This window comes from Acidipropionibacterium timonense, from assembly GCF_900605005.1.
In the GTDB taxonomy this organism is placed as follows: domain Bacteria; phylum Actinomycetota; class Actinomycetes; order Propionibacteriales; family Propionibacteriaceae; genus Cutibacterium; species Cutibacterium timonense.
The window spans coordinates 2,043,589-2,066,486 of sequence record NZ_LR027558.1 but is presented as its reverse complement, the minus strand read 5'-3'; the positions used below and the strand labels follow the sequence as shown (position 1 = coordinate 2,066,486).

19 protein-coding genes and 1 tRNA gene are annotated in these 22,898 nt (G+C 70.4%); 15 read left to right on the top strand and 5 right to left on the bottom strand.

All coding sequences use genetic code 11. The features are described from left to right. The first annotated feature begins 35 nt into the window (after positions 1-35). The 12 genes from E0E30_RS09755 to E0E30_RS09700 all read left to right on the top strand — a co-directional run bounded on the left by E0E30_RS09755 (position 36) and on the right by E0E30_RS09700 (position 12,061). Positions 36-1,307, top strand: a complete 1,272-nt coding sequence (locus E0E30_RS09755) for an aminotransferase class I/II-fold pyridoxal phosphate-dependent enzyme (protein ID WP_130866110.1) — start codon at positions 36-38, stop codon at positions 1,305-1,307. A gap of 120 nt (positions 1,308-1,427) precedes the next feature. After that, entirely contained in the window at positions 1,428-2,609 is a 1,182-nt protein-coding gene (locus E0E30_RS09750) for an LCP family protein (protein ID WP_245306563.1), read from the top strand. Between the two features lie 118 nt (positions 2,610-2,727). Continuing rightward, a tRNA-Trp gene (locus tag E0E30_RS09745) sits at positions 2,728-2,800 on the top strand. 70 nt (positions 2,801-2,870) lie between these two features. After that, positions 2,871-3,479 (top strand): preprotein translocase subunit SecE, encoded by a 609-nt coding sequence (secE, locus tag E0E30_RS09740; RefSeq protein ID WP_130866109.1) that lies wholly within the window; start codon positions 2,871-2,873, stop codon positions 3,477-3,479. 24 nt (positions 3,480-3,503) lie between these two features. After that, positions 3,504-4,412: a transcription termination/antitermination protein NusG gene (nusG, locus tag E0E30_RS09735; RefSeq protein ID WP_130866108.1), complete on the top strand. Its 909-nt coding sequence runs from the start codon at positions 3,504-3,506 to the stop codon at positions 4,410-4,412. A gap of 189 nt (positions 4,413-4,601) precedes the next feature. Then, on the top strand, positions 4,602-5,033 hold the full coding sequence (gene rplK, locus E0E30_RS09730) for a 50S ribosomal protein L11 (RefSeq protein ID WP_130866107.1): 432 nt from the start codon (positions 4,602-4,604) through the stop codon (positions 5,031-5,033). Positions 5,034-5,152: 119 nt separating this feature from the next. Then, positions 5,153-5,851, top strand: coding sequence for a 50S ribosomal protein L1 (gene rplA / locus E0E30_RS09725; protein ID WP_130866106.1), 699 nt, complete (start codon positions 5,153-5,155; stop codon positions 5,849-5,851). Between the two features lie 644 nt (positions 5,852-6,495). Then, entirely contained in the window at positions 6,496-7,698 is a 1,203-nt protein-coding gene (locus E0E30_RS09720) for an acetyl-CoA C-acyltransferase (protein ID WP_130866105.1), read from the top strand. A gap of 115 nt (positions 7,699-7,813) precedes the next feature. Then, positions 7,814-9,319 carry a CoA-acylating methylmalonate-semialdehyde dehydrogenase gene (locus E0E30_RS09715; protein WP_130866104.1) on the top strand — a complete coding sequence of 502 codons (1,506 nt, stop codon included), beginning with the start codon at positions 7,814-7,816 and terminating at the stop codon, positions 9,317-9,319. Beyond that, positions 9,316-10,365: a 3-hydroxyisobutyryl-CoA hydrolase gene (locus tag E0E30_RS09710; RefSeq protein WP_130866103.1), complete on the top strand. Its 1,050-nt coding sequence runs from the start codon at positions 9,316-9,318 to the stop codon at positions 10,363-10,365. Before E0E30_RS09715 ends, E0E30_RS09710 begins: the two co-directional genes overlap by 4 nt. 26 nt (positions 10,366-10,391) lie before the next feature. Then, positions 10,392-11,288 (top strand): 3-hydroxyisobutyrate dehydrogenase, encoded by an 897-nt coding sequence (mmsB, locus tag E0E30_RS09705; protein ID WP_130866102.1) that lies wholly within the window; start codon positions 10,392-10,394, stop codon positions 11,286-11,288. Then, complete coding sequence (locus E0E30_RS09700; protein WP_130866101.1) at positions 11,285-12,061, top strand: enoyl-CoA hydratase; 777 nt, start codon at positions 11,285-11,287, stop codon at positions 12,059-12,061. Before mmsB ends, E0E30_RS09700 begins: the two co-directional genes overlap by 4 nt. A gap of 62 nt (positions 12,062-12,123) precedes the next feature. Here E0E30_RS09700 and E0E30_RS09695 read toward each other — a convergent pair whose 3' ends face one another. The 3 genes from E0E30_RS09695 to E0E30_RS09685 form a co-directional block, all read right to left on the bottom strand. Continuing rightward, on the bottom strand, positions 12,124-12,648 hold the full coding sequence (locus E0E30_RS09695; protein ID WP_130866100.1) for a MarR family winged helix-turn-helix transcriptional regulator: 525 nt from the start codon (positions 12,646-12,648) through the stop codon (positions 12,124-12,126). 145 nt (positions 12,649-12,793) lie between these two features. Beyond that, entirely contained in the window at positions 12,794-14,527 is a 1,734-nt protein-coding gene (locus E0E30_RS09690; RefSeq protein WP_130866099.1) for an AMP-binding protein, read from the bottom strand. 118 nt (positions 14,528-14,645) lie between these two features. Continuing rightward, positions 14,646-15,227 (bottom strand): TetR/AcrR family transcriptional regulator, encoded by a 582-nt coding sequence (locus E0E30_RS09685; protein WP_130866098.1) that lies wholly within the window; start codon positions 15,225-15,227, stop codon positions 14,646-14,648. A 258-nt stretch (positions 15,228-15,485) separates the two neighbouring features. Between E0E30_RS09685 and E0E30_RS09680 the strand changes: the two genes are divergently transcribed. Both E0E30_RS09680 and E0E30_RS09675 read left to right on the top strand, forming a co-directional pair. Further along, complete coding sequence (locus tag E0E30_RS09680) at positions 15,486-16,685, top strand: acyl-CoA dehydrogenase family protein (RefSeq protein ID WP_130866097.1); 1,200 nt, start codon at positions 15,486-15,488, stop codon at positions 16,683-16,685. 11 nt (positions 16,686-16,696) lie between these two features. Next, entirely contained in the window at positions 16,697-17,470 is a 774-nt protein-coding gene (locus tag E0E30_RS09675) for an SDR family NAD(P)-dependent oxidoreductase (RefSeq protein ID WP_130866096.1), read from the top strand. A 28-nt stretch (positions 17,471-17,498) separates the two neighbouring features. On the opposite strand, the gene E0E30_RS09670 is transcribed toward E0E30_RS09675, so the two are convergent. Next, positions 17,499-18,689: an acetoin utilization protein AcuC gene (locus E0E30_RS09670; RefSeq protein ID WP_210115813.1), complete on the bottom strand. Its 1,191-nt coding sequence runs from the start codon at positions 18,687-18,689 to the stop codon at positions 17,499-17,501. Positions 18,690-18,712: 23 nt separating this feature from the next. Beyond that, complete coding sequence (locus tag E0E30_RS09665; protein WP_130866095.1) at positions 18,713-21,454, bottom strand: GNAT family N-acetyltransferase; 2,742 nt, start codon at positions 21,452-21,454, stop codon at positions 18,713-18,715. 826 nt (positions 21,455-22,280) lie between these two features. Between E0E30_RS09665 and rplJ the strand changes: the two genes are divergently transcribed. Then, positions 22,281-22,895, top strand: coding sequence for a 50S ribosomal protein L10 (rplJ, locus tag E0E30_RS09660; RefSeq protein ID WP_130866094.1), 615 nt, complete (start codon positions 22,281-22,283; stop codon positions 22,893-22,895). The last annotated feature ends 3 nt before the right edge of the window (positions 22,896-22,898 follow it).

The following is a 22,898-nucleotide window of genomic DNA, read 5'->3' as shown; positions in this document are numbered from 1 at the left end:
CGTGACCGGGTGCGCCGAAGGTGGACAATGACCCCATGACCACTGAGCTGACCCAGATGTCCCGGGACGACCTCATCGCCCTTCTCGACGAACAGCGCTCCCTCCACGAGGAGCTCGTGGCACGCGGCCTCTCGCTCAATCTCACCCGGGGCAAGCCCGCCCCGCGTCAGCTCGACCTCAACCGTGCCCTGCTCACCATGGATGTTCCGGCACGCACCGACGACGGCGTCGATGTGCGCAACTACGGCGGGGACCGCGGCCTGGTCCAGATCCGGGCGATCTTCGCCGAACTGCTCGGCGTCGACGTCGACCACATCATCGCCGGGGACAACTCGAGCCTGTCGATGATGCATGACGCCCTCACCTACGCGGTCCTCCACCCGCTGCCCGGGGCCACCGAGCCCTGGGGACGCCAGCGGATCAAGTTCATCGCCCCGGTGCCCGGCTACGACCGACACTTCGCCATCTGCGAGCACCTGGGCATCGAGATGGTCCCGGTCGAACTGGGCGAGCACGGCCCCGACATGGATGCCGTCGAGGCGCTGGCCGCCGACCCGCAGGTCAAGGGCATGTGGGTCGTGCCGATGTACGCCAACCCCAATGGCGTCGTCTACGACGAGGCCACCGTCCGGCGCCTCATGCGGATGGACGCCGCCCCCGACTTCCGCATCTGGTGGGACAACGCCTACGCCCTGCACCACCTCACCGACGCCGAGCCACGGCCCCTCCCGGTGCTCGACCTGGCCCAGGAGGTCGGGCACCCCGACCGGGTGCTCGAGTTCGCGTCGACCTCGAAGATCACCCATGCCGGTGACGGGGTGGCCTTCCTGGCCTCCTCGAAGGGCAACCTCGACTGGTACCTCAAGCACGCCGGCATCCGCTCGATCGGTCCGGACAAGGTCAACCAGCTGCGTCACGCCCTGTACCTCAAGGACGCCGAGGGGGTCCGGGCGCTCATGCGTCGGCACCGGGAGATCCTCGCGCCGAAGTTCCGCATCGTCGAGCAGACCCTCTCGCGTCGACTCGGCGGGGCCGGGGTGGCCCGCTGGACCCATCCGGAGGGCGGCTACTTCGTCACCCTCGACGTCCTCGACGGCACCGCGACCCGGGTCGTCGCCCTGGCCAAGGAGGCCGGCATCGCCCTCACCCCGGCCGGGTCCTCGCACCCACTCCACGACGACCCGCACGACCGAACGATCCGGTTGGCGCCGTCCTTCCCCAGCGAGGGGGAGCTCTCCCAGGCCATGGACGGGGTGGCGACGTGCGTCCTCCTCGCCGCTGCCGAGAAGCTCCTCGACGCGTCCTGAGTGGGCCGGCGGGGCAACCTCACCTATCCTGAGGCCGGTGACGGTCCGCCTGCCTGGGGACGGCGTCCCGGAGGGGCGCCCGCGTGGTGGGCGGCAGACCGATGACAAAGGAGATCCGGCGTGGGCAGCGACGACAGGTTCAGCCTCTTCGGTGACGACGAGGACGCCCCCGACACCTCGGGTGCCGAGGGCGTCGAGGAGGGCCGCGGCACGGACGAGCCCGGCCGGGACTCCTCGCCGGCCCGGCCCCGTCGCGGGGTGAGCGCCGAGGCGTACGACACCGGGGCCGCCGAGGATGCGACCCCCGAGGACTCCGCCAGCGCGGTGAAGGCGTCGAGACGACGGCGCCGGGCCCCTCGGATCTTCCTGGCCATCATCATGGCCCTGGTCCTTCTGGTCGTCGGGGTGCTGGCGTACTTCCTCAAGAACCTCAGCGACGGCCTGGGGCAGATCAAGCGTGAGCCGCTCGTCGTCCCCAACGAGTCGACCCGTCCGAAGGCGGCGGCCGATGACGCGCAGACCTTCGTCCTCATGGGCTCGGACTCACGTGGCTGGGACCGCGGCCGGTCCGACTCGCTCATGGTCGCCTACCTGCCCGCGGATCGGAAGCACCTCTACCTCATCAGCTTCCTTCGTGACATGTGGGTGACGATCCCGGCCAACGACGTCGTGACCAGGCCCAGCAAGGCCAAGATCAACGCCGCCTACTCCTGGGGCGGGGTACCGCTGACCATCCAGACCCTCGAACAGCTGACGAATGTCCGGATGGACCACGCCGCCGTCATCGACTTCAACGGGTTCACCAAGCTCACGACGGCCCTCGGCGGAGTGCAGGTGTACAACAGCCAGGACTCGACCATCGACGGGACCCACTTCCCGGCCGGCAACATCACCATCGAGGGGGCGGACGCCCTCAAGTACGTCCGCGAACGGTACGACCTCAAGAACGGCGACCTCGACCGTGCCCATCGCCAGCGGGACGTCCTCACGGCGATCATCCACAAGACGCTCACCGCCGGCGTCCTCACCAACCCGTCGAAGTTCAACGAGGTCTCGACCCTCGTCGGCAGCACGATGACCGTCGACGACAAGCTCACCAACGCCGAGATCCGCAAGCTCGCCCTGAGCCTGCGTTTCTCCTCCGGTGACGGCGTCGTGCAGGTGCAGGCGCCGATCTCGGGGTTCGGCCGGTCGAAGGACGGGCAGGCCTACGACGTCGTGGACGAGAAGGGCCTGCAGGAACTGTCGGACGCCATGCGCACCGACACCATGGACCAGTACGTCGCGGCCCATCCGCAGTGAGCCGAGGTCGTGCCCCGGGGTGGGGCGACCCACCTGCCCCGGTCGTTGATTCGACCTTCGAGCCTCGGTGACCCTATACTTCCTGTGCTGACGACCCGATCTCGTGTCGGGACGTCGAAGGGCACTAGCTCAATTGGCAGAGCAGCGGTCTCCAAAACCGCAGGTTGGGGGTTCAAGTCCCTCGTGCCCTGCGAGGCGGGAAACCTTCTCGCATGCAGCCGTGTGGCCCATCACGGCCGATACCCGACCTGAAGGACCAGCGTGACCGACGAGCGACGACCTGACGGCGACGGGGTCGACCCGTCCGCCGAGGACAGGCTCGATCCTCGGGGCGAGGAGCTCCTTCGCCACAGCGGCGAGGACGTCCCCTCCTACGAGGTGGTCGATGACGAGGCCGAGGAGCTCATCGACGCCGACGACACCGTCGACGCCACCCCCGACCACGGTGATCCGCAGGACGTCGTCATCGACGATCCCCAGCAGTTGTCGAACGCCGAGCTGGCCGCCGCCGCGGCCCGGTCCAGCCGTCCGCGACGTCGTCCCGCCGCGGCGGGGAGCACCTCGGGTGCCACCTCGTCGACCACGACCGAGGGCGCTGGACGTACTCCCCATCGCAAGCTCACCACGGCCCCGGTGCGCCGGGAGGCACCGGCGCGCAAGACGCAGGCCGCCACCGCGCACAAGCGCACCACCCCGGCGCAGTTCGTCCGACAGTCCGTCGAGGAGCTGCGCAAGGTCAAGTGGCTCAACAGCGACGAGCTGGGCCAGTACTTCCTCGTGGTGCTGGTCTTCGTCCTGCTCGTCATCGCCTACGTGAGCGGCCTCGACGTCCTGTTCGGCTGGCTGCTGCTCAAGCTGTTTGGCCAGTGAGACGAAGCAACGGAGAATTGACTGGTGACTGACACCGCGAACTTCAGCGACCCCGAGAAGGACGACGTCGAGATCAACCTCGATGCCCTCGCCCCGGACGAACCCCGTGAGGACGACGTCGAGCTCGACCTCGGCGCCCTCGGCTCCGAAGACGAACCCGCAGAGGCTCCCGTCGACCTCGACATCGATCTGGGCACCCTGTCCGACGAGGACGGGACCGCCGACGCCGACATCGCCCGCAACCTCGGCGTCGGCTCGGTCGTCGACGAGCCCGAGGAGGTCGAGGAGCCGTCCCAGACGGCGACGAACCAGGATGCCGTCGACGCCGCCGTCGAGAAGCTGCGCGAGGAGCTGTCCGACAAGTTCGGTCAGTGGTACGTCCTGCACACGTACTCCGGCATGGAGAACAAGGTCAAGCAGAACCTCGACGCCCGGGTGCAGAACTTCAACATGGAGGACTACATCTTCGAGACGGTCGTCCCCACCGAGGAGGTCGTCGAGATCCGCAACGGCGCCCGCAAGACGCTCACCCGGGTGTACCTGCCCGGTTACGTCCTCGTGCGCATGGATCTCACCGACGACTCCTGGGGCATCGTGCGGCACACCCCGTCGGTGACCGGGTTCGTCGGCCAGTCGACGACGCCGATCCCGCTCACCCTGGACGAGGTCGTCACGATGCTCACCCCCTCGGTCATCGCCAAGGTCAACCACGACATGGCCGGTCAGGCGCCCTCGCCCAAGGCCAAGCGAAAGGTCGAGGTGGCCGACTACGAGGTCGGCGAGTCGGTGCAGATCACCGATGGACCCTTCGCCGGCGTCCCGGCGACGATCACCGAGATCAACGTCAACAACCAGCGCATCAAGGCCTCGGTCGAGATCCTCGGTCGGTCGACCCCGGTCGATCTGGAGTTCAACCAGATCGAGAAGGTCTGAGACCCGCGGTCCCACCGAGCTCCCCGCGTCGCCCAGGATTGGGAGGCGCGGGGAGTTTCGCGTAGTATGGGCCGGTGCGTCCGCGCCCGGTCGTTCGTCACGTCCGGGCGTCCTCCGGCCCGCCGGACCAGGACGCCCGAGGTGACCACCCCGGTCATCCCGGAACACAGCACACGAAGGACCCGATAGATGCCTCCCAAGAAGAAGGTTGCGGCGCTCGTCAAGGTCGCCCTCAACGCCGGCCAGGCCACCCCGGCCCCGCCGGTCGGTACCGCCCTGGGCCCCCATGGTGTCAACATCATGGAGTTCTGCAAGGCGTACAACGCGCAGACCGAGAGCCAGCGCGGCAACGTCGTCCCCGTCGAGATCACGATCTACGAGGACCGCACGTTCACCTTCGTCCTCAAGACGCCGCCGGCCGCCGAGCTCATCAAGAAGGCCGCCGGTATCAAGAAGGGCACCGAGAACCCCGCGACGCACAAGGTCGGCAGGATCACCCGCGACCAGGTTCGTGAGATCGCCCAGACCAAGATGCCCGACCTCAACGCGAACGACGTCGAGGCCGCGATGAAGATCGTCGAGGGCACCGCCCGCTCCATGGGCGTCACCGTCGAGGGCTGAACCCCTCGCCGTGACCCCCACGGCGTCCCCCCGGACGCCCCCACTGGCGGGTACGACCCGCCGACGACCTGTGGGAGGGCTTGCGCAGCCCTGACCACACCTGGTGAAAGGAACCAGACATGAAGCGCAGCAAGGCTTATCGCGCCGCCGCCGAGAAGCGGAACCCGGATCAGCTCTACACCCCCGCCGAGGCCCTCGACCTCGTCAAGGGCGGAGCCTCGGCCAAGTTCGACGAGACCGTCGACGTGGTCATCCGGCTCGGCGTCGATCCCAAGAAGGCGGACCAGATGGTCCGCGGTACGGTCAACCTTCCCAACGGCACTGGCAAGACGGCTCGGGTCCTCGTCTTCGCCACCGGTGAGAAGGCCGAGGCGGCTCGCGCGGCGGGCGCCGACGAGGTCGGTGACGACGACCTCATCGCCAAGGTGCAGGGCGGTTACCTGGACTTCGACTCCGTCGTGGCCACCCCGGACATGATGGGCAAGGTCGGACGCCTGGGCCGCGTGCTCGGTCCCCGTGGCCTCATGCCGAACCCCAAGACCGGCACCGTGACCATGGACGTCGCCAAGGCCGTCCAGGACATCAAGGGTGGCAAGATCGAGTTCCGCACCGATCGTTACGCCAACCTCCACTTCCTCATCGGCAAGGTCTCCTTCGACGCCGCCAAGCTCCAGGAGAACTACTTCGCCGCCCTGGACGAGATCCTGCGTCTCAAGCCGGCCGCCTCGAAGGGCCGTTACCTGCGCAAGATCACCGTCTCGTCGACCATGGGCCCCGGCGTCCAGATCGACCCGGCCGCCGTCAAGGCCGCCGAGTGAGACTGGTCGCTCGCTGACCTCCACCGCGCCCCCGGGGGAGCCCGGGGGCGCGGTGTCGTGTGAGGGGGCTCGAGGCCTGTCCGGCTGTCCGTGACCTGTTCGCGTCGTGCGCTGTCGGTCTGCCCGGTCGGTTGCTGGACGCCTCGTCGGTTGTCGGCCCACACCGTCGATTGCCGGGCCACGCTGTCCATTTCTGGCCAGCTCGTGTTAGGTCCGCCCGTGTTAGGTCCGCCCCGTCCGTTTCCGGCCAGCTCGTGTCCGGGCCGCCCCGGCCGCTTCCCACCCACGCCGTCCGGCACTTCGCTCCGGAAACGGTCGCCGTGTTGGGCCGCATCGCCACGTGGCGCCTCAATCTGCACCCTGCTCCCTGTATTCCGGGAGCAGGGTGCACGGTTCTGGCGCTGAGTGGTTCGTCGGCGCGGTCAGGCGGTGCTTTCCGGAGCAGGGTCGTGACCGCGACGACGGGCCGTCGACCGGGGGGGGAGCGGAGCCAGCGACACGCGATGAGGCCTCCGAGGTCGGCCATGACACCGCAGCCCGTCCGCCGAGAGAGATATCTCACACAATCGTGGCGCGGGTCCGCCCGGATCTGTACAGTACGGACCAGATTCGTACTGTCACTGCTGTCAGATGCGGGAGGACCCATGCCCCGATCCCTCGACCGGGCCGACGACGTCGTCATCGTCGGAGCCCGACGCACCCCCTTCGGTCGGCTCAACGGCTCGCTGGGCTCGGTGCCGGCGACCGAACTTGGCGCCATCGCCATTCGCGCCGCCCTGGCCGACGCCGGAGCGGCTCCCGAGGCCGTCGACATGGTCGTCATGGGGCAGGTGCTCCAGGCCGGCGTCGGTCAGAACCCGGCGAAGCAGGCCAGCCGCGGTGCCGGGATCCCCGGTGAGGCCCACACCGAGACCGTCAACAAAGTCTGCCTGTCCGGCCTCACCTCCGTCATCGACATCGCCCGCGCCATCCGCCTCGGGGACGCCGAGGTCGGCGTCGCCGGTGGCATGGAGTCGATGTCGCAGGCCCCCTTCCTGCTGCCCGGCCCCGCCGTCCGTGGCGGTACCAAGGTCGGTGGGTTCCGTACCGGCGACCATCTCCAGGACGACGGCCTCACCTCGGCCGCCCTGGGCATCTCCATGGGTCTGCTCACCGAGCAGTTCGCCGAGCGGTATCCGGTGAGCCGGCGGGACCAGGACGAGCTGGCCGCCAGATCCCACGAGCGCGCCGCGGCCTTCCTCGACGCGGGCGGCACGGCTCGCCAGATCGCGCCGGTGCCCGTGCGGACACGCCGCGGCGAGGAACTCGTCCGTGAGGACGAAGGGGTGCGCCGGGACTGCACCGTCGAGACGCTCTCCCGGCTGCGCCCGGTCTTCGACCCGGCCGGCACCGTCACGGCCGGCAACGCCTCACCCATCTCCGACGGTGCGGGCGCGGTCGTCCTCACCACCCGCCGTCGCGCCGATCGGGAGGGTTGGCCCGTCCTGGCCACCGTCGAGGCCAGCGGCCAGGTCGCCGGGGCGGACGAGTCACTCCAGGCCATCCCGGCCAAGGCCATCTCCCGGGCCCTCGGCAAGCAGGGGTGGCATGTGGCCGATCTCGACCTGGTCGAGATCAATGAGGCCTTCGCGGCCGTCGTCATCCACTCCGCCCGGGTCCTCGGCCTGCCGATCGACCTGCTCAACGAGGCCGGGGGTGCCATCGCCCTGGGCCATCCCATCGGTGCCTCGGGTTCGCGGGTCGCCGTCCATGTCGCCCATCAGCTCCATGACGGCGTCGGCGAGCATGCGGCGGTGGCCCTGTGTGGCGGCGGTGGGCAGGGTGAGGCCCTGCTGCTGCGCGCCTGATCCCGGCGGCGACGAAGGTTCGGGGAAATCCCTCGTCAGACCCTCTGGTATTTGGACATCAAACTAGTTAGAGTGTGAGAAACGCCACACTCACCGATGACGCTCAGGAGGCACCGTGTCCACCCAGATCCACCACTACCTCGGCGGTCACCTCGTCGAGGGGACGTCAGGCCGCTTCGGCGACGTGTACGACCCCGTGACCGGCCAGGTGCAGGCCCAGGTCGCCCTGGCCAGCACCGAGGAGGTGACCCGCGCCGTCGACATCGCCGCCGCCGCCCAACCGGCCTGGGGGGACACCAACCCGCAGCGCCGGGCCCGCGTGCTCAACCGCTTCGTCGACCTGTGCCGCAAGGACATCGACCATCTCGCCGCCATGCTCTCGAGCGAGCACGGCAAGACCATCGCCGACTCCCACGGCGACGTCGAGCGCGGACTCGACGTCATCGAGTTCGCCGCCGGAGCGCCCCACCTGCTCAAGGGCGAGTTCTCCGACTCGGTCGGGACCGGCATCGACACCTACTCCATGCGCCAGCCCCTCGGCGTCGTCGCCGGGATCACCCCGTTCAACTTCCCGGCCATGATCCCGCTGTGGAAGTGCGGCCCGGCCCTGGCCTGCGGTAACGCCTTCATCCTCAAGCCCTCCGAGCGCGACCCATCGGTGCCCATGCGGCTGGCCGAGCTGTGGACCGAGGCCGGCCTGCCCGACGGCATCTTCAACGTCGTCAACGGCGACAAGGAAGCGGTCGACGCCCTTCTCGACGACCCGCGCATCCAGGCCTACGGCTTCGTCGGCTCCACCCCCATCGCCCAGTACATCTACGGTCGGGCCGCAGCCAACGGCAAGCGGGCGCAGTGCTTCGGCGGCGCCAAGAACCACATGGTCATCATGCCGGACGCCGACCTCGACCAGGTCGCCGATGCCCTCATCGGCGCCGGCTACGGCTCGGCCGGCGAGCGGTGCATGGCCATCTCGGTCGCCGTGCCGGTCGGCGAGGAGACCGCCGACGCCCTCGTCGCCAAGCTCGCCGAGCGCATCGGCGGGCTGCACATGGGGGTGGCCACCGATCCGCAGGCCGACTTCGGGCCGCTGGTGAGCAAGGCCGCCGTCGAGCGGGTCGAGGGGCTCATCGCCCAGGGTGTCGCCGAGGGGGCCGAGCTCGTCGTCGACGGCCGCGGCCAGACGGTTCCCGGACACGAGAACGGCTTCTTCGTCGGCGCCACCCTCTTCGACCACGTCACCCGGGACATGTCGATCTACACCCAGGAGATCTTCGGCCCGGTGTTGTCGATCCTGCGCGCCAAGGACTACGAGGAGGCCCTGGCCCTGGTGAGCGACCACGAGTACGGCAACGGAACCGCCATCATGACCCGCGACGGCGACGCCGCCCGCGACTTCGCCCACCGCGTCGTCACCGGCATGGTCGGCATCAACGTGCCCATCCCGGTGCCGATCGGCTACTACACCTTCGGCGGCTGGAAGGCCTCGGGTTTCGGTGACCTCAACCAGCACGGGCCCGACGCCTTCCGCTTCTACACCCGGACCAAGACGGTGACCTCCCGGTGGCCCTCCGGGGTCAAGTCGGGCGCCACCTTCGTCATGCCCCGCGGTGACCAGTCATGACCGACGAGGTCCTCAGCGAGGTCCGCGGCCGGGCGGGGGTCATCACCCTCAACCGGCCGCAGGCCATGAACGCCCTCACCCACCCCATGGCCCTCGAGGTCGCGCGGGTGCTCGATCGGTGGCGTGACGACGACTCGGTGGAGGTCGTCGTCCTGGCCGGGGCGGGGGACCGTGGACTCTGCGCCGGAGGTGACGTCGTCGCCCTGCGCGACGACGCGCTGGCCGGCGGCCATGCCGGGGCGGGCTTCTGGCGCGACGAGTACACCCTCAACCTCGCCATCGACCGGTACCCCAAGCCCTACGTCGCCCTCATGACCGGCGTCGTCCTCGGCGGGGGGATCGGCCTGTCGGCCCATGGATCGCACCGCGTCGTCACCGAGGACACCCGAGCCGGCATGCCCGAGACCGGGATCGGGTTCGTCCCCGACGTCGGGGGATCCTGGCTGCTGGCCCGGGCCGGGGCGCTCGGCCTCCACCTGGCGCTCACCGGTCAGCACATCGGCCCCGCTGAGACCATCGAGGCCGGGATGGCCGACGTCCACGTCCCGCGTGAGCACCTGTCCTCCCTCGTCGAGGAGCTGTGCCACACCGGGGACGCCGACGTCGTGAGCCGGTACGCGAGTGCGGCCAGCCCGTCGTTCGAGGTCGACCGGACCGAGCTGGCGGCGACCTACGACGGGGCGGACCTCCTCGAGATCCTCTCCCGGCTCGACGGTCTCGGCCCCGGCTGGGCCGCCGACGCCGCCAAGCGCCTGCGACGCAACTGCCCGACGGCACTGGCCGTGACACTGGCACACGTGCGCCGGGCTGCCGGGCTCGACCTGGCCGCGGCCCTCGACGCCGAGTTCGCGGTGTCCCTCCACCTCCAGCGCCGCGGCGACTTCGCCGAGGGCATCCGTGCCCAGCTCGTCGACAAGGACCGCCAGCCCCGATGGGACCCGGCGACCCTCGACGACGTCGACCCCGCGCAGGTCGAGGCGATCCTCGGCCCCCTTGACGACCCCACCATCGAGCCCCTCCGGCTCGCCGACGACCCGCGGCCCTGACCGGCCCCGACCCCAAGGAGACACCCATGTCCACCATCGCATTCCTCGGCCTGGGCAACATGGGCGGCCCGATGGCCGCCAACCTCGTGCGCGCCGGCCACGACGTCCGCGGTTTCGACCCCGTCCCGGCCGCCCAGGAACGGGCTCGCGACAACGGGGTCACCATCTGCCCGAGCGGCACCGAGGCCGCCTCCGGGGCCGACGTCGTCGTGACGATGTTCCCCAACGGAGCGATCCTCCTCGACTCCTACCAGGGCGGCCTCATCGAGGCGGCACCGTCAGCGCTCTTCATCGACTCCTCGACCATCGACGTCGCCCAGGCCCGCCGGGCCGGTGAGCTCGTCCGGGCAGCCGGCGGCCGGTTCGTCGACGCGCCGGTCTCCGGGGGCATCACCGGAGCCACCCAGGGCACGCTCACCTTCATGGTCGGCGGCGACGACGAGGACCTCGAGGCGGCCCGCCCGACCCTCGAGGCCATGGGCCGCACCATCGTCCACTGCGGAGTAGTCGGCGCCGGCCAGGCCGTCAAGCTGTGCAACAACATGGTCCTCGGGGTGACGATGATCGCCGTGAGCGAGGCCTTCGTCCTGGCCGAGTCGCTCGGCGTGAGCGACGACGTCTTCTTCGATGTCGCCTCCCACGCCACCGCCTCCTGTTGGGCCCTCAACTCCAACTGCCCGGTGCCCGGTCAGGTCGAGACGAGCCCGGCCAACCGCGGCTTCGCCCCGCCCGGATTCCTCGGCGCCCTCATGTCCAAGGACCTCGGGCTCGCCCTGTCGGCCATCGACCAGACCGGGACCGACGCCCGGATGGGTCGACTGGCCGCCGAGCTGTATCGCGACTACGCCGCCGGTGAGGGGGCCGGACGCGACTTCGGTGGCATCATCGAGTCCATCCGCGAGCGGTCGGGAGGCCAGCAGTGAGCGAGTTCGAGAACATCCTCGTCGAGACCCGCGGCCGGGTCGGCCTCATCACCCTCCATCGCCCGCGTGCCCTCAACGCCCTCAACGACGCCACCATGCGCGAGGTCTGCGAGGCGGCTCGCACCTTCGACGCCGACCCCGCCATCGGTGCCATCGTGCTCACCGGGTCGGCCAGGGCCTTCGCCGCGGGAGCCGACATCAAGGAGATGGCCGAGCGAGGCGCCACCGACATGTACCTGTCGAACTGGTTCGCCGGATGGGAGGAGTTCACCCGGGTGCGCACCCCGACCATCGCCGCGGTCGGCGGGTACGCCCTGGGGGGAGGCTGCGAGCTCGCCATGATGTGCGACCTCATCATCGCCGCCGATGACGCCCGCTTCGGTCAGCCCGAGATCAACCTCGGCGTCATCCCCGGCATGGGCGGGTCGCAGCGTCTCACCCGGGCGGTCGGCAAGGCCAAGGCCATGGACCTGTGCCTCACCGGACGCATGATGGGGGCTGCCGAGGCCGAGGCCGCCGGGCTCGTGGCCCGGGTCGTGCCGGCCGACGAGCTCTTCGACCAGGCGCTCGAGGTGGCCACGACCATCGCCTCCCGCTCCAAGGTGGCCGCCATCGCCGCCAAGGAGGCCGTCAACGCCGCCTTCGAGACGACCCTGGCCCAGGGCGTCACCCATGAGCGACGCCTCTTCCACGCCCTCTTCGCCTCCCACGACCAGAAGGAGGGGATGGCGGCCTTCGTCGCCAAGCGGGACCCGCGGTTCACGAATTCCTGACCTGACGGACGGCGGTGCCCCGGGCCGACCACGGTCCGGGGCACCGCCGTGTCCGCCGCCGATCAGGGCTGCTGGGCCGCCGTCCCGTCCCCCTGGGCATGTCGGAACACCGTGCACAGCCCGACGATCCGCTCGAGATCGGCGGACGCCATGCCCAGGTTGGTGAAGACGTCGTTGAGCAGGGGAGTGGCCTCGCGCAGGAGGGCCACCCCCTGGTCCGTGATGGCGACGAGGGCGCCGCGCCCATCGGTGGGGTCCGGGATCCGTTCGGCCAGGCCGTCGGCGACGAGTCGATTGACGGCGTGGGTGACCGACGCCGGATGCACCTGGAGTCGGGCGCTCACCTTCGACATCGGCATCGCCCCGCGGCGGCTGAACATGAGGAGGGTGAGCAGCTCGAACCGGGCGAAGGTGATGTCGACCTGCTTGAGGGCCTCGTCGACCCTGGCCTGGGCCAGGTGGGCGGCGCGCACCAGTGAGGTCACCGCCGCCATGCCGGGGGCGGCGTCGCTCCAACCGTGCGCCTCCCACTGCCTCCTTGCCTCGGCGATGGGGTCCTCGAGCACCGTCACGGGCGTCCTCCTCATGGTCATCCTGGGTCGGGCCGGCGGGCCCGGGCCGTTCCCGGGCGTCATCCGGGAACCGGACGCCGGTGCCGGCCGGGGGTCCATCCTGTCATCCCCGACCGGCACCGGCGTCGTTGGCCCGCGCCGAGCTCCCGATGTCAGCGTCTCAACTCTTGATGTCGGCGTCGCTGAACTCCTGGCCGACGGTCGTGGCCCCACCGTCGGCGGCGTGCAGCTCCTTCTCGCGGGCCCGCAGGTCGACCCGACGGATCTTGCCGGAGACGGTCTTGGGCAGGTCGGCGAACTCGAGTCGGCGGATCCGCTTGTACGGCGCCAGTCGCTCCCGACAGTGCCGCAGGATCGACTCGGCCGTCTCGGCCGTGGGCTCCCAGCCCGCCGCGAGGCTGACGTAGGCCTTGGGCACGGCCAGCCGGATGGGATCGGGGGAGGGCACGACGGCGACCTCGACGACGGCCGGATGCTCGATGACGACCGACTCGAGCTCGAAGGGCGACAGCCGGTAGTCGCTGGCCTTGAAGACGTCGTCGCTGCGTCCGATGTAGTGGATGTAGCCGTCCTCGTCGCGCCGGGCGACGTCGCCGGTGTGGTAGTAGCCGTTGCGGAAGGCGTCGGCGTTCTTCTCCGGGTCGCCGTAGTAGCCGGGGGTGAGGCCGACCGGGCGTGGGTCGAGGGACAGGCAGATCTCGCCCTGGTCGCCGAGCTCATCGGTGACCGGATCGATGAGGACGACGCCCATGCCCGGCAGTGGCCGTCCCATGGAGCCCGGCTTGACCGGCTGACCCGGGGCGTTGCCCACCTGGACGCTCGTCTCGGTCTGTCCGAAGCCGTCGCGGATGGTGAGCCCCCAGGCCCTCTCGACGGTCGAGATGACCTCGGCATCGAGGGGTTCGCCGGCGGCGACGGCCTTGCGAGGGGGCCGTGTCATCGTCGTGAGATCGGCCTGGATGAGCATCCGCCACACGGTGGGCGGGGCGCAGAAGCTCGTCACCCCGTTGTCCTCCATGTGTTTCATGAGCGAGATCGCGTCGAAGCGGGCGTAGTTGTAGAGGAAGATCGTCGCCCCGGCGATCCAGGGGGCGAAGAAGTTCGACCACGCGTGCTTGGCCCAGCCCGGGGCGGCGATGTTCATGTGGACGTCCTCGGGCTCCAGCCCGATCCAGTACATCGTCGACAGGTGGCCGACCGGGTACGAGGTGTGGGTGTGCTCGACGAGCTTGGCCCGCGAGGTCGTGCCGGAGGTGAAGTAGAGCAGGAGGGTGTCGTCGGCGCCGGTCGGGGCCTCCGGGGTGAACTCCGTGGGGCCGGAGTGGGAGTCGGCGTAGTCGATCGTCGGGTGGGTCGACTGGGCGGGACCCTGCCCGCCGACCTGGATGAGGGTGAACTCGCCGGGGACGTCGGCGAACTTGCCGGCATTGGCGGCGTTGACGATGACCCACGAGATCTCGGCCCGTTGGGTGCGGTCGGTGAGGTCCTCGGGGCCGAGCATGACAGTGGTCGGCGCGATGACCATCCCGCCCTTGATGCAGGCCAGCATCGACTCCCATAGCTCCACCTGGTTGTTGAGCATGACGGCGACCCGGTCCCCGCGACGCACCCCGATCGACCGCATCCAGGCGACGATCTGCGTGCTGCGGGCCGACAGCTCGGCGAAGGTTCGGGTGGTCCTCGTGCCGTCCTCGTCGACGAGGACGAGGGCGAGCCGGTCCTTCGACGCCGGATCGGTGCCCAGATGGTCGAACCAGTCGAGGGCGAAGTTGAAGTGCTCGAAGCGGGGCCACTCGAACTGGCTGCGGGCGGCCTCGTAGTCGGTGCGCAAGCGCACGAGCTCGTCACGCGCCGCCAGGAAGCGCCGGGTGTTCTCGGAGGCAGTGGTGGTCATCGATGATGCTCCTGTTCCGGGTCTGGTCGAAGGTCAACTGTGAACTTCGTCACACTCACTGTACTTTGGCATCAAACGAAATGGAATGCCCCGGCGGGATTTTTCTGGCAGCGATCGGTCACGTCCTGGCGGCCAGGCCGTCGACGACGAGGCGACCCAGCTCGGAGTAGGCCTGGGACACCTCGAGGGACCCGGTGGCTCCTTGCTGGATGTGCTCGAGGGCGGCGGTGATGAGGCCGGTCATGAAGTCGACGGGCACCGGCCGGAACTCCCCGGACTCCACGGCTGCGGCGATGAGGTCGCCGATGGTCCGGGCGGCGGCGCGGGTGTTCGTGTCGTAGACCTCGCGGGCCACGGGCATGGAGGCGGCGTCCTTCATGAAGGCCGGTGACGCCGGCGTCATGGCCGCCCCCATGGCGTCGAAGTAGGCCAGTAGTGAGTTGAGCGGGTCGGGATGGGTGTTGAGTGAGCGTTCGGTGCGCCGGGTGACGTCCTTGAAGAAGGCGACGAGCACCCGGCGGACGATGTCGTCGCCCGTGCGGCCCAGGGCGTAGAGGGTCGACTTCGAGCAGTGCAGGCGCGCGGCGGCGGCGTCGACGGTGAACCACGACAGCCCCTCGTCGAGGAAGGCGTCGAGGAGGGTGGTGAAGACCTCGCGCTGTCGCGGGGTGGTCAGGCGGGTGGGCTGGTTCTCGGTCATGGCACGTCCTGCGCTCCCGGGAGCTCCGGGGTCTGTCGGGGGATGGCGAAAAAAGTTCCGTCAACCTCTGGCGGTCAAGTACGAAAGTGTCTACGATCGTACTGTATGATGAATCTCACAGCGGCGACGGCCGCGTGGATTGATCCCACTGTTCTTCAACTCGGTGGGGGTCGAGGGAGCCCGCACCAAGCGACGTCGGCCCGCTCACCGGACGGGCCGACCGACCGGCGACCGGCCACGCGACCGAAAGGACCTCCCATGACCCTGACCGTTGATCGTACGGCCCCGGCCGTCGACCTGCCTGCCGAGCTCCCCGGCGACCTCATGTCCGTCGCGGATCGTCTGCCTGCCGCCCACCGGGAGCGTCTCGAGCGACTGCGCGAGTTCCTCGACGCCGCCGTCGTCCCCGTCGTCGGGCCGTACTGGGATCGCGAGGAGTTCCCCTTCCAGCTGCTTCCCGCCCTGGCGGAGCAGGGGCTGGGAGACCTCATGACGACGACCGACGACCGCCTCCTGCGCGGCCTCATCTGGGCCGAGATCACGCGGGCGGACGTCAGCCTGTCAGCCCTCGTCGGCATCCACAACGAACTCGTCCTCGGCGGGATCGCCGCCTTCGGGTCGCCCGAGCAGAAGGCCACCTGGCTGCCCGGGCTGAGCAGGTTCACCAAGGTCGGCTGCTTCGCGCTCACCGAACCCGATCACGGGTCCGACGTCGCCGGCGGCCTGGCGACGACCGCACGCCGGACGGCCGACGGATGGATCGTCTCGGGCTCCAAGAGGTGGATCGGCGCCGGCACCTTCGCCGACTTCGCCATCGTCTTCGCCCGGGACGCCGCCGACGGCCGGGTCATGGGGCTCATCGTCGAGACCGACCGGCCGGGGTTCAGCGCCTCCAAGATCACCGGCAAGACCGGCCTGCGGATCATGCAGAACGCCGACATCGTCCTGGACGACGTCCTCGTCCCGCACGAGAACGTCCTGCCCGGGATCACCTCGTGGTCCCAGGCCAACGTCGCGTTGCGCGAGTCCCGGGCCTGGGTGGGTTGGCAGGCCGCCGGTCTCCAGGTGGGCATGTACGAGGTGGCCCGCGACTACGCCCTGAGCCGGGTGCAGTTCGGCAAGCCACTGGCGAGGTTCCAGCTCGTCCAGCAGAAGCTGTCCGAGATGGCGTCCAACGCGTCGGCCAGCCTCTCGCTCATGGCGCAGGTGGCCTGGCTCCAGGAGCAGGGCCGCATGGAGATGTCGCACGCCGCCATGGCCAAGGCGACGGCGACCCGGCTGGCCCGCGAGTCCGCGGCCCTGGGGCGCAGCATCCTCGGTGGCAACGGCATCGTCTCGGACTACCGGATGGCCCGGATGTTCAACGACGCCGAGGTGCTCTACACCTACGAGGGCACCTACGACATCAACTCCCTCATCGTCGGTCGAGCCCTCACCGGCGTCTCCGCCTTCGTCTGATCGGAAGAACCATGGACCTGTCCTCCATCGCCCCCGCCAGCGCCCTCGTCACCGGAGGTGCCTCCGGACTCGGGGCCGCGACCGCCGCCCGGCTCGCCGACGAGGGACTGTCGGTCGCCGTCCTCGACCTGCCGGCGGCGATCGAGCGGCTCGGGGCGGACGCCGACCCGCGGATCCGCTACCTCGGCACCGACGTCACCGACCCGGACGCCGTCGCCAGCTCGGTGTCCCGGGCCGATGCCGTCGCGCCGATCCGGGTGGCCGTCTGCTGCGCCGGCATCGCCCCGTCGGCGCGGATTCTCGGCCGCGACGGGGTGCATGACCCGGCGCTGTTCTCCCGAACCATCGGGATCAACCTCATCGGTACCTTCAACGTCCTGTCACGGGCGGCCGAGGCCATGGCTGCCCACGATCCGGTGGACGAGGACGGTCAACGTGGTGTCGTCGTCATGACGGCGTCCGTGGCCGCCTTCGAGGGCCAGGTCGGTCAGGCGGCCTATGCGGCGTCGAAGGGTGGGGTGCACGCTCTCACCATCACCGCCGCCCGCGACCTGGCGCGTGCCGGGGTGCGCGTCAACGCCATCGCCCCGGGAATCGCCTGGACCCCCATGATGGAGGGGATCAACGAGGCCTTCCGCACCGAGCTCGCCGCCAACGTGCCCTTCCCCAGGCGATTCGCCCGGCCCACGGAGTACGCGGACCTCGTCGTGTCCATCGTCGGCAACGACTACCTCAACGGGACGACGATCCGGCTCGACGGCGCCCTGCGGATGCCACCTCGCTGACCGCCGCCGCGCGTGCGGGGGCTGCTGGTCAGAACGGCTGCAGCCCCCAGTAGGGGAAGACCGCCCGGCTCGTCTCGACGAGGGCACGACTGCGCTCGTCCGGGACGAGCCGGTCGCGTCGGAACCGGTCGCGCAGGTCCGGGGCGCCGTCGTCGCCCATGGTTGACGACGCCCCCGGCCCGATCTGCTCGCGCCACAGCGCGGGGGTGGGGGTGGCCGGCTCCACCTCGACCCCCGCCGCAGCCGCGATGAGATGGGTCCACAGGCGTGCCGTCGAGTCGCGGTTGTAGCCGCCCCCGCCCAGGGTCACCCACCGTCCCCCGGCGAAGTCGTCGGCCCAGCGGGCGACACTGCGGCAGGCCAGGGACATGACGTCCATGCTCAGCTCGAGATGGGTGAGGGGATCGGCCCGGTGCGGGTCGGCCCCGTGCTGACTGACGATGATCTGCGGTCGGAAGACCGCGAGCAGCGGTGGGACGACCGCGTGCAGGTCCTGCAGCCACTCCTCGTCCGGGACATCCGGTGCGACGGGGATGTTCACCGCGGTCCCCAGCGCTGACGGGCCGCCGATGTCGCGGGAGAAGCCGGTGCCGGGAAAGAGGGTGAGGCCGGACTCGTGGATCGAGATCGTCAACACCCGCGGGTCGTCCCAGAAGATCTTCTCGACCCCGTCTCCGTGGTGGGCGTCGAGATCGAGGTAGACGACGCGGCGGGCGCCATGCTCGAGGAGCCAGGTGATGGCCACGGCGGCGTCGTTGATGAGGCAGAACCCCGAGGCCGAGGACGGCATGGCGTGGTGGAGGCCACCGGAGATGTTGACGGCGCGGGAGGTGGACCCGGACCACACCATGCGTGCGGCCTCGACGGTGGCGCCGGCGATGAGTTCGGCGACCTGCGCCTGGCCGGCGACGACGGGGTTCTCCTCGGTCCCCAGACCGAACTCGGGATGGTCGGCGCCGGTCCGGAGGGCTGCCAGGTACCCACCGGCGTGGACGGCCTCGAGCAGCTCGGGGTCGGATCGGGCAGGCGGGCGGATGGCGATGTGTGCCAGGAGTCCGAGTTGGGCGGCGAGCTCGATGGACAACCGCGCCCTGCCGGGCCCCATGGGGTGGGCCGGACCGAAGTTGTAGCGGGTGAGGATCTCGTCGTGGACGAGGACGGCCCGCGCGGGGGGCCCGGCGGCGGCGGTCATGTGGCCCTGCGGGCTGTGCTCGCTCATGTCGCCCTGCGTGCCGTGCTCGCTCATGTCGCCCTGCGGGCGAGAGGGTCGCGCTCGTCGGGCCGCGGCGCGACGCGGATCCGCGCGGAGAGCACCCAGGCCCGCTCGACCCCGGCGATGACCGGGTCGAGTCGCAGGTCGACGACCGACGGGAGGTCATCCTTGAGCCGGCTCAGCCGGCTGAGGACGTCGGCGACGGCGTCGACCTCGACCGGGCGGGTGCCGCCGTGCCCGTGCAGCACCTGCGCGGCGCCGAGCGAGTTCACCAGGTCGATCGCCGCCCGCCGTCCCAGGGGTGGCACGGCCCAGGCCAGGTCGTCGAGCAGTTCGGCAGGCGCCCCGGCCACCCCGACGCTCACCATCGGTCCCAGGACGGCGTCCTCGAGGGCACGGACGGTGAGCGCCGTTCCCGGTCCGACAACGGCCTGGACGACAGGATCGAGCCGGGACGCGTCGAGCCGGGAGACATCCCTCCGGGCCGGGTCCTCGTCGCTCATTCCGAGATCGACCGCGGCCCGATGCAGGGCGGCCCAGGCATGGGCCATGGAGTCGGCGTCCTCGATGTGGGTGAAGACCGTGTCGGCCCGACCGGTCATCGTCGACGCCGACTTGAGGACGACGTCCCAGCCGAGTGCCGCCGCCGCGGAGACCGCCTCCTCGAGGCTGGACACGTGGGTCCGGTCGAGCAGCTCGACGCCGTAGGCCGCCAGGATCGCGGCGCTCTCCTCATGGGTCGTGAACCGGCCCCGGGGGTCCGCCTCGAGCAGGTCCGAGATGACGCGCCGGGCGCCGGCGACATCGTCGCCCAGCGCGGTCGGCCCGTCCGGTGGATCGCCCCGGCGCGCGTCGGCCGCGACGATGAGCCCGATGGCCTCGAGGGCGTCGGCGTAGGCGTGGAACACCGGCAGCCGCGAGGCCGATGCCGACGTCGAGCGGGTCGATGACGGTGCCCCGGTGAGGACGGCGACCAACGGGACGCCATCGGTCGACGCGGCGATCTGCTCGAGCAGCGGTCTGGTCTGGTCGAGGACCGGGTCGACGACCTCGATGGCGGCGGTGACGACGGCGTGGACCTCGGGATCGGACAACGCCCTGCGGGTCGCGGCCGCGAGCCCGTCGGGCACCTGGGGTCCGGCGACGACCTCGGGCTCGGGAGCCGACAGGCCGAAGCGCCGGGCCGAGGCGACGAGCTGTTCGGCCAACCCGGACGAGTTCGTCACGAACCGCAGGCGCGGCCCGCGCGGGGCCGGTTGGCGCGAGAGGATCGAGGCGACGTCGACCATGGCCCCGCGCCGGTCCACGACGATGGCCCCGGTCCGGCCGATGACCTGGTCGATCGCCGAGGCCGGTGCCTGCGGCAGGACCGTCGCGCGGTCGGGTCGGGCCGAGCCCAGGGCGCGTGACGGTGTGAAGACGACGACCGGCTTGACCGACGTCAGCCGCCGCAGGATGCGGAAGAACTTGCGAGGGTTGCCGACCGAGTCCAGCGACAGCAGGCAGACCCCGGTGGCCTCGTTGTCGCACCAGAACTGCATGACGTCGTTGGTGGTGACGTCGGCGAGGGTGCCGGTGGCGATGAAGGTCGACAGCGGCAGGTCATGGTCGAGGGCCAGGCCGAGGACGACGGTGGCGACGCCGGAGGACTGTGCCAAGAGGCCGACCGACCCTCCGCGCGGCATGGGCATGGGGGTCGTGTTGAGCCGTACCCCGGCACTGGTGTTGACGATGCCGAGGGACCGTGGCCCCAGCACCCGCACGCCCAGGGAACGGGCCAGGCCGATGAGCTCACGATCGGAGTCGTCGACCGACGGCGCCCAGGAGTCCCCGGCCAGCAGCACCAGGCCCTTGGCCCCGCGATCGGCGGCGGCCCGTAGCAGCGGCGTCGTCTGGTCCGCGGTGACCCGTGCCACGACGAGGTCGACCTCACCGTCGATCGCGGCGAGGTCGTCGGCGGGGCAGGACTCGACGTCGGCGCCGTGCAGGCTCACCGCCAGACGTCCGGCGAACCCGCCCGAGGTGAGGGAGCCGACGACGGGGGCCATCTGCGTGGCTGATCCGACGACGGCGATCGAGGAGGGACTCACCAGGGCGGCGATGGCGCTCGACTCGGCACGGTGCTCCCGCTGCTCCATGACCTCCCGCGAGCGCTCCGTGGGGTCGAGCTCCACTGACACGACGATGTTGCCGTCCTCGAGCTCGCGGGTGAGTGAGTACCCGCCGCGCAGGAAGACCTGCACCATGGTGCGGTTCTGGGTGAGCATCTCGGCGAAGAACCGATCGACGCCGCACTCCCGGCCGACCTGGGACAGGTGCTCCAGGAGGATGTTGGCCGCTCCGCGGCCCTGATGGGCGTCCTCGACGAGGAAGGAGATGACGCCGACCCGCTCCCCGGGCCGCTGGGGGGCTTGCGGGACGACGTCGAAGTGGGCGACCGCGATGATCCGGGGGCCCAGGGTGAGGGCCAGGCCGACGTGGTCGTGATGGTCGAGGACGGTGAGGGCGTCCAGGTCGGCGTCCGACAGGGTGGGGTGGGCGGCGAAGTAGCGCAGGTACTTCGAGGAGTCCGAGACCCGGGACCACAGCTCGACCATGGCCTGCCGGTCCGATGGGCCGAGGGGGCGAAGGTGGGCGGTGCCGCCGTCGGACAGGACGACGTCGGCCTGCCAGTGGGCCGGTCCTCTCGCGCACGACGCAGGCATCCCGGTCCCGTGCGACCCGGTCGGGGGCTGACGCGCAGGGGCGTCGGGAGGTGACGTCTCTGTCATGGGTCCACGCTACCCGAACCGGACCCCGCCGCAGGGGCCATTGACCGAGGGGGCCCGAGGGAACGCGGCGTCGAATGGGCCGGTTCGGGTCGAGCGTGGGTGCGCGCCCTGTGCCGTGGGAGGCACCCAGCTCCGGATGTCGTCGGCCGGCGTCGCCCCTGTCCGACTTCGCGCCAGAACCTGCACTCGGCGCCCTGTATTCCCGGAGCGAGGTGGATCTTCCGGAGCGTGGTCGTGGGTGGGGGTGGCGGCGGGACCGTTTCCGGAGCGAGGTGCCCCCGGGTGTGGCTCTTATACACACCTGACGCTGCCGACGATACCCCTGGTGGTGGNGGGCGCCACGTCCATGCCCGCTGAGGGTGGCCCCCGAGTGGGGGAGGGCGGCAGCATCCAGTGCCGCTCACCGCGCCATCGACGGGTGGCCCCCGGGGACGGCGACCAGGTCGCCCTCTGGCTCTCCGACTGGCTCTCTGACGCGCGAGGGATGGCCCCGGGGCGTCAGGGGGCGACCGCGGGGGGACAGGTAGCCCGGTCATCGGCGGAGTCGGCGAGCTCGGCAGGGGCTCACTCTCGGGCAGTGCTCACGGCGGCGTGATTTGGTCGACGCCGTCGCGGCGGGTAGAGTCGCCCAAGCCGAAGACCGCTGGTCGGGTTCTCCCCGTCAAGCATCCATGTGATGGCCCGCGCAGGTGACACGAACGAGCCCCTTCCCAGGGGTCGCCCCGTCGAGCCTGCGCTCCGGGGCTCTTTTCATGTGCAGGGTCTGCGGCATCGGTGCGGCCGGTCCTCCGGCTGCGCTCAGTACGAGAAGTGGGAAGGAGACCCAATGGCTAGGCCTGACAAGGCAGCCGCGGTCGCGGAGCTCAAGGAGAAGATCTCCTCGGCCGACGCGACCGTGCTGACCGAGTACCGCGGTCTCTCCGTGGCTGCGCTGAAGAATCTTCGGCGCTCGCTGGGGAGTGACGCCACCTACGCCGTTGCGAAGAACACCCTGACCCGGATCGCCGCTCGTGAGGCGGGCATCGAGGGACTCGACGAGCAGCTCGTCGGCCCGACCGCCCTCACCTTCATCAACGGTGACGTGGCCGCTGCGGCCAAGGGTCTGAAGAACTTCGCGAAGGACAACCCGCTCCTGGTCATCAAGGGCGGCGTCATGGACGGACGAGTCCTCGACGCCGACGAGGTCAAGAAGCTCGCCGATCTCGAGTCCCGCGAGGTTCTCCTCGCCAAGCTCGCCGGTGGCCTCAAGGCCAATCTCACGAAGGCCGCTGTGGTCTTCAACGCCCTGCCGTCCAAGGCCGCCCGCGGCCTCGGCGCCCTGCAGGAGAAGGCTGCTGCTGATCCGTCCGTGATCGGTGGAGCTGGAGAGGCTTCCGACCAGGAGCCCAAGACAACCGAGACCCCTGAGGCGTCCGCCGCCCAGGACAACACCAACGAGTGAAAG